Source organism: Streptomyces sp. NPDC002018 (genome assembly GCF_042890865.1).
Classification (GTDB): domain Bacteria; phylum Actinomycetota; class Actinomycetes; order Streptomycetales; family Streptomycetaceae; genus Streptomyces.
In genome coordinates, this window is record NZ_JBIASO010000048.1 from 1 (window position 1) to 6,342 (window position 6,342).

Here is a 6,342-nt window from a genome sequence, read left to right on the forward strand (position 1 = left end):
ACTGCAGATACTCCTCGCGATCTGGACCGGCGCCTGCCCCACCTGTCACCGCGACATGCCAGACCTCGCACCAACATGACCAAGCACTACTAGGACCTGACCCGCGAGCAGGTGCGCAACTGGCGGGTGCGGGCACTCAAGGACCACCAGGTGGTGTTCGGCCACATCGACCGCTACGGCGAGACGTCGGCCAGGCGCCTGTTCAGCAACCAGGTAGTCGACCAGGCGCACCACCACTCCGGGCTCGGGCACTTGGTCCACCGAGATTGCCCGCGTCCAGCGCCGCCGCGAATCTGAGGCCGCCCGGGCTCTTGTGCTGCGGCGGGCTCAGGGAGCGTGCCGCCCGGGAGGCTGGCACGGTCGGCCATTGCTGTCGAGCCTGCCCCGCTGCGTACGACGCCGTTGAACACGTCGATCGTCTGTGAAGCCAACGTTCAAGGTGGCACGATGAGTTGGGACGAAGGGCGGGGGCTGGTGCGTGGTGACAGGCGGCAGATTCAGACGGCGGTCCTGGGCGATACGGACTCGGAGGAGCCGCTGATGCTGCCGCTGGAGGCGATCGAGCTGGACGCCTTCCGCCGCCGTCACAAGCACGACACGTTCTGGTGCGGGCTGTTGTTCGGAGGCTGCGGCCTTCAACTGACTACCAAGCTGTACACCGACCGGGTCTGCCACTTCGCCCACCATCCGGGCCCTGACGGGCACCCGCACCTGTGCGGCTGCCGCGCCCACGGGGCAGCGCGGAGGCGAACGCGTCCGCGCTCGCGGCGCAGGGGCCAAGGACAAACTGACCACTGCCGACAGAGTCCTGGCCGCCGTCCTCTACCTGCGCAAACTCGGCCCCCGCGACCTGCTCGCCCAGCTCTTCGGAGTCAACGGCAGCACCCTCACCAGAGCCATTCACCAAGTCCGGCCCCTCCTGGCCAAGCACGGCTACACCATTCCACCCTCGACAGCCAGGTTCCGGACGCCCGCTGACGTCACCGCGTTCCTCGCGAACAGCAGCCCCACGAAGATCAAACCCGCATGTTGATTCTCTGCGAGCCCTTACTGCCAGGGCGTGGCCGATTCCGGCCGTTCTTTATCAACTCATCATAGTGAAGACTGTGTTGATGCTAAGGATTTTCCTGTGCATGCGTAAGAGTCAGTTCGCTTACTGGCCATTCACAGGGAGGTAAGAAGTGCTTGAGGTGTGTTTTACCCCACAGAGCAGCGTTTTCGCCTCAGACGACGACCGATGGCTGCGTCAGGTCGGACTGCTTCACCAGGGGCTCGAAGAGGCTGGCTCCCTCGTTCGCATGGAGCGTCTTGAGAACGTTCCCGGAACGAAAGGTGTCTTCTCGGACACGGTGTTGATCCTGACCGGCCCTAGCGTGGTGGCCGGAGTCGTAGCGGCGTTCACCGCTTGGCTGGGCCGTGACCGAGGACGGACCGTTCATCTGACATGGACCGTCGAAGGCCGCGAAGGCGATGTGGCGATCACCGTGGACTCTGCGGACAGCGCCGCTCTGCAGGCCGCGCTGGAACATGGTCTCCGTGTGATCGCCGATGCGCGGGTGACGGAGGAGCCGTCTCCCTCAGCAGCGTCTGGCTCCGATGGCTGAACCTGAACGCATTCACCGAGCGCTCCTTATTGGCAACTCAGAGTTCCCGGACGACCCCAAGAACCTGCGGCCGCTGATGGGCCCGGTGACCGACGTGCGCATGCTACACGAAGCCCTGACACACCCTGTCACAGGGCTGCATCGGGTGGGATCCGTAAAGCGCATCGTTAACGGGGCCTCAGGCCACATAAATGACGAGCTGACCAAATTCTTCGAGCGTGCCACGGCGCATGAGCAGCTCCTCCTCTACTACAGCGGGCACGGCAGACTGGATCTCCAGAACAGGCTCCGGCTCTGTGCGAGCGACACCACCGTTGCCCTGCTACGGACACGTTCGGTACGGCATGAACTGATCAACGAGCTGATCGACGACTGCGCGGCGCGGTCGATTGTCGTGATCCTGGACTGCTGCTTCAGCGGTGTAGCCACGGTCAAGGGCACCGATCCTGCCGGCCAACTCTCCGGACGGGGCCGGTTCGTGATGACCAGTTCCAGTCATGCGGGCCTCTCCTCCGACGCCCAGACCGAACAGACGGCCAGTCCCTTCACACGGTACTTGATCGAGGCCCTGAGGTTCGGCGCATCAGGGGACGGCGGCTATGCCACAGTCTATGATGTTTACACGTATGTGCATGAGCAGATCCGTGCCTCCGGACAGATTCCCCACATGAAGGCCGCAGGCGGCGCCGGGCACGTTCCTCTGGCTCGACGCCCGGACCCGTCGATGCGGCCTGCCGACGGCGCGCAGCCGGAGGCAGCAGGGCCGTCACAGGGCGGCGATGGCGTCACCGACGGGATTGAAATACGCCCCACCTTCACCGACCCCCGGGGAAACCAAACTCTTTTGCAGACGGAGAGTGATTTCACCGGTGTTCTGCATGTCATGCTCCCACAACGCCGGATGATATTGACGACGCACCGGGATCAAATCGCCGAAGCAGCAAGCGGTCCGTCCGCCATGGCACAGGTCCACTCACGTGCGAGAACCTACCGGGACGGTCTCCACGTCAAGGTCCGGGGCAAAAAACCGATCCGGATTTGGAGCAGTGCACTGGACGCGGCAGTACAGTTCACACTCCCCGAAGGTGCGGGAACGGTCGGTTGGACAGAGGAGCAGGTACAAAGATTTCTTCGAGCAAAGGCTGTGGGACGGTGGCCCAGTGTCCCGTCTGCGGGTCGGCAACGCGCCGACACCGGAACTGAGGCCGATGACGAGGGTTACGCTCACCTGGCCTCTGCCACAAGCTCGGCGTATCGCCACCTGCTCATGTGTTTTGTGTTAGGGACACTAGCCTTCGTGCAAGGGAACCTGGTCGCACATGCAGAGGGCCCCTTGCCCTGGTTGACGATAGGCATAGGAACGGGGCTCGCTTTTATATTCGCGGCGGCGGGTTTCATCACTGGTTTAATAACGTTCGGTCGTGCCAAAGACGCCCGGAATTTTCGCAAGGTCCACCGGCTCCTGCATGATCCCGCACTCCCCGTCACCCCCATGCTGATGCTGATCGAAAGGCGGACAGAAGACGTCCACACCGGCGACGGAATCATTGTGCCAGTGAAGACGCCATGGGCTCTGCTGTGGGACGAAAACGCACGCCTGGCCCCGCCGGCTCGGAGGGGAGCGCCCGCATCCGACTCGCCCATGCCGAGCCCTATCGTCTCGGTGCCCATTCTCAATCTCTACAGCAAGGACGTCCGCCACCGCGACACCGCGCGCGGTGCGGACGGCGCCCAGCGCGTGGAGGTGGTCGGATTGCCAGTCCGGGGTCAGTGGTTGGCAATTCGCACCGAGGAAGGAGTCATTTGGCCGCGAGGTAAAGCCGAATGACAGAACGGCCAGCATCACAACCGCCTCCGATGCCGCAACGCGCCCGGAGTCAAGTGGGCCTTGACTCCTGTGGCGAGGCTGCGTCCGAGGCCGCTAGCTGCCCGACCGCGCGAAGCGATGGCGTTGTCCGCTCTGCCGCCGCGTAGTCTCGGCCTCCGTGTCAGAGAAGCTCAGGGGATGCGGACGACCACTCCGGAGACGAACCACTGGACAAGGGCGGCGGCGAGGTGGCCTCCGGCCCTGGCGGCCTCCAGGGATTCGGGAATCGTGGCGTTCTCGGATGATGCAGCCAGCCGGTCCCGGCCAGGACGAGCCAGGGGCCGCGGTCGACGAGCGGTACGAGCAGTCCGGCGGGTGCCAGACAGAGCCCGGCGATACCGAGGGTGGGGCCGTAGCCGAGCCGGGCGGCGATGGGCCGGGCGCAGCGGGCGCCGATCAGCAGACCGGCGCCGCCCACCGCCCAGAACAGGCCCAGCGCGCCTGCGGAGTAGCCGAGTTCGCGGACGAAGACGACCGGCAGCATGGTGTTGATGATCTGTGAGCCGAAGTTGCCGAGGGCCGCGGTCAGCGCGAGGGCCCTCAGCTCGCGGTTGCCGAAGACATGCCGTACGCCCTCGGCGATCTGCTCCCTGAGCCGGGTCGCGTGGCCGGGCGACGGGGCGGGCGGCGCCGGGGTCTTGCGGATACCGGTCAGCCGCAGGGCCGCGCCGAGATAGCTCACGGTGGTGAAGAGCACGGCCAGCGGCGCCGTGAGCAGTTAGCTGGAGGTCACGGACGACATCGGCAAGCGGTGTGCCTTCTGACCGCAGAGCGGTCAATGCCTTCCTCGGAGCGTGTCCTTGATCAGCCTGCCGAGCACCGAGCACCAGCGTTCCCAGTGGCTCGCGATCACGCCGACCACTGAACGAGAGGGGCAGTTCCGGGCTTACGAGTTGGTGCGTGATAGCCGGGTGGGGTGTCGTTGCAGGTGGTGGCATGATCCGTGTGTGGCGATCATGGTCAATCGAGCGGTGCTGGCGCATCGGCTGTTCACGGGGGTCTCTCGGCGTCATCTCGCCTGCCTGGCCGAGGAGTTGGCCGTGCCGTGGCAGGCCGGCGTCGAGGGCCGCCGCCATGCTGCACGAGGTGGGGCCAGGAAGCGGGCCGCCGGTGCCGGCGCCCGTCACCGGCTGGTGTTCGTCGACCGGCTGGTGGCCACGCTGATCCATCTGCGGCACGATCTGCCGCATTCGGTGCTGGGCCTGCTGTTCGGCGTCGACCGCTCCACCGTCACCCGCGCGGTCGCGGAGATACGTGCGCTCCTGGCCGAGCGGGGATGCGCGGTCCCCGACCGCCCCGGTCTGCGATTACGGACGCTGGCGGACGTGTTCGCCCACGCCCAGGCCGAGGGTATCGAGCTGCGCCTGGATGCCACCGAGATCCAGGTCCGCAGGCCACCGGCCGGACGTGGTGGCCGGCGTGCGTTCGTCTCGGGGAAGAAGAAGCAGAACACGATGAAGGCCACGGTCGTCGCCGACCGGCGTGGCCGCACGTTATGGACCGATGCCCTGCGGCCTGGACGTATGCACGATGCCACGGCCGCGCGCAACGAGGGCATCGCCGTGTGCTTCCAGCACTTCCCCGACGTCGAGGTACTCCTGGACGACGGCTACCTGGGCCTGAGCCGCGACCACCGCGGGCAAGCGATCACACCGCCCGGAAAACCGCGTCCGGGAGCACTGCCCGGCAGAGTCGAACAGTGGGAGCGTGACCGCCACTGGCACTCCTCCGACCGCATCACCGTCGAGCATGCCCTCGCTGATCACAAACGCTGGAAACAACTGATGCGCTGGACCCACCGCCGCGACCGCCTGCCCGACACCTACCGCGCCATCGCCAGCCTCGTCTCCGACCGTACCCTCAACGCCTGAAAACAGGTCACGACCAGGCGAAACACGACCCACCCGCTATCACGCACCAACTCGTAAGACGTCATCTCATTTGGGCTGTTCGATATGCTTCAGGTGTGGGGATTGTTGAGTGGCTGGTGCCGGATGAGCTGTGGGGGTTGTTCCGGCGGGTGGTGCCGGAGGCGCCGTCGCGGCGGCAAGGAGGCGGTCGGCGTCGGCACGGGGACCGGGAAGTGCTGGCCGCGATCGTGTTCGTGGCCACGTCGGGCTGCACGTGGCAGCAACTGCCGTCCGCCTCGTTCGGGCCGTCGGGAGCGACGGCCCACCGGCGTTTCGCCGAGTGGTCGAGGGCGCGGGTGTGGGCCGGGCTCCATCGCCTGGTGCTGGACGAGCTCGGCGCCCGTGGCGAGCTGGACTGGTCCCGGTGTGCGATCGACTCGGTGAACGTGCGGGCCCTGAAAAGGGGGAGCTGACAGGTCCGAATCCGGTGGATCGGGGCAAGTACGGCTCGAAGATCCACTTGATCACTGAGCGGACCGGTCTGCCCCTGTCCGTTGGCATTTCCGCGGCGGACCTGCACGACAGCCAGGCCCTGATTCCGCTGGTGCAGGGCATACCGCCGATCCGTTCCCGGCGTGGACCACGTCGACGAAGGCCGGCCAAGCTGCACGGCGACAAGGGCTACGACTACAACCACCTGCGCCGATGGTTACGCGGGCGCCGCATCACCCACCGCATCGCCCGCAAGGGCGTCGAAACCTCCCAGCGGCTGGGCCGCCACCGCTGGACCATCGAACGCACCATGGCCTGGCTCGCCGGATGCCGTCGCCTCCACCGCCGCTACGAACGCAAAGCCGACCACTTCCTCGCCTGCACCCTCATCTGCTACCACAGACTCGCCAAATGAGATGACTTCTTAACGCCGTCTTAGACGTCGTTTCATTTGGTGAGTCGGCGGTAGTTGATGAGGGCTGCGGCTATGCCGACGAAGGCGAGGAAGTGTTCGGCTTTGCGTTCGTAG

At 65.9% G+C, this 6,342-nt stretch carries 5 protein-coding genes and 1 pseudogene; 5 read left to right on the plus strand and 1 reads right to left on the minus strand.

All coding sequences use genetic code 11. The features are described from left to right. Positions 1-736: 736 nt before the first annotated feature. From ACFYYH_RS34320 to ACFYYH_RS34330, 3 genes and pseudogenes are all read left to right on the plus strand, one after another. A pseudogene (locus ACFYYH_RS34320) lies at positions 737-1,033 on the plus strand (transposase family protein); the annotation flags it as partial. Between the two features lie 157 nt (positions 1,034-1,190). Continuing rightward, positions 1,191-1,604 (plus strand): hypothetical protein, encoded by a 414-nt coding sequence (locus ACFYYH_RS34325; RefSeq protein ID WP_388559815.1) that lies wholly within the window; start codon positions 1,191-1,193, stop codon positions 1,602-1,604. After that, positions 1,597-3,432 carry a caspase domain-containing protein gene (locus ACFYYH_RS34330; protein WP_388559809.1) on the plus strand — a complete coding sequence of 612 codons (1,836 nt, stop codon included), beginning with the start codon at positions 1,597-1,599 and terminating at the stop codon, positions 3,430-3,432. The genes ACFYYH_RS34325 and ACFYYH_RS34330 overlap by 8 nt, the downstream gene beginning before the upstream one ends. A gap of 160 nt (positions 3,433-3,592) precedes the next feature. Here the strand turns inward: ACFYYH_RS34330 and ACFYYH_RS34335 are convergent, their stop codons facing one another. Then, a complete protein-coding gene (locus ACFYYH_RS34335) occupies positions 3,593-4,168 on the minus strand; it encodes an MFS transporter (protein ID WP_388559812.1) in 576 nt (191 codons plus the stop codon). Between the two features lie 259 nt (positions 4,169-4,427). Between ACFYYH_RS34335 and ACFYYH_RS34340 the strand changes: the two genes are divergently transcribed. Both ACFYYH_RS34340 and ACFYYH_RS34345 read left to right on the plus strand, forming a co-directional pair. Next, positions 4,428-5,342 (plus strand): transposase family protein, encoded by a 915-nt coding sequence (locus ACFYYH_RS34340; RefSeq protein ID WP_388559818.1) that lies wholly within the window; start codon positions 4,428-4,430, stop codon positions 5,340-5,342. Positions 5,343-5,443: 101 nt separating this feature from the next. After that, positions 5,444-6,228, plus strand: a protein-coding gene (locus ACFYYH_RS34345; protein ID WP_388559821.1) for an IS5 family transposase whose coding sequence is annotated in 2 segments (ribosomal slippage) — positions 5,444-5,792 and positions 5,792-6,228 — 786 coding nt in all. Because the reading frame shifts where the segments join, the coding sequence is not laid out codon by codon here. Positions 6,229-6,342: the final 114 nt, after the last annotated feature.

Bases quoted from the DNA above. Each gene is read 5' to 3' on its own strand.
- ACFYYH_RS34340 (WP_388559818.1), top strand. From the start codon at position 4,428: ATGGTCAATCGAGCGGTGCTGGCGCATCGGCTGTTCACGGGGGTCTCT.
- ACFYYH_RS34330 (WP_388559809.1), top strand. From the start codon at position 1,597: ATGGCTGAACCTGAACGCATTCACCGAGCGCTCCTTATTGGCAACTCA.